Origin of the sequence: Bacteroides sp. AM54-2NS (genome assembly GCF_003602935.1) — a bacterium.
GTDB classification, from domain to species: Bacteria; Bacteroidota; Bacteroidia; order Bacteroidales; family Bacteroidaceae; genus Bacteroides; species Bacteroides xylanisolvens.
On sequence record NZ_QTMZ01000150.1, the window covers coordinates 1 to 587 of the forward strand.

Annotated in this window: 1 pseudogene; it reads left to right on the forward strand. The window is 50.4% G+C overall.

Going from position 1 to position 587, the window contains the following annotated elements:
• Positions 1-98 precede the first annotated feature (98 nt).
• Positions 99-587: pseudogene (locus DXA05_RS26240) on the forward strand (hypothetical protein); the annotation flags it as partial.

Consider the following 587-nt stretch of genomic DNA (forward strand, 5'->3'; position numbering starts at 1 on the left):
ACGGCCTCTATTCATAATTAACTATAAATCAGTGCTATTTGGCAGATTACGTTAGATATGTTTTCCTATGGTTTTACACATCTGGAGTAATTGGTGGTTACTGGTGGATCCTCCAAATGTGTATGGCATTGGCGGCACTGTTCTCTATCATCGTGGCGGCAAGCATGGCCTACAAGATGATGGTGAAGAACGAACCGTTGGACGTGATGAAACTGTTCAAGCCCTTGGTGGTGAGCATCATCCTCTGTTGGTGGTACCCACCTGCTGACACAGGCATGACCAACAGCGGCAGCAGCTGGTGCGTATTGGATTTTCTATCCTATATTCCCAATTGCATCGGCAGTTACACCCACGACCTCTATGAGGCAGAGGCGACCCAAATTTCCGACAAGTTTGAGGAGGTGCAGCAGTTTGTATATGTCAGGGACTCGATGTACACTGACCTCCAGGCACAGGCAGACGTGCGCATAAGGCACATCAGACCCCAACCTGATAGAGGCGACGATGGAGCAGACGGGCGTGGACGAAGTGACCAACATGGAGAAGGATGCCAGCAAACTGTGGTTCACCTCACTGACGGCAGGGGC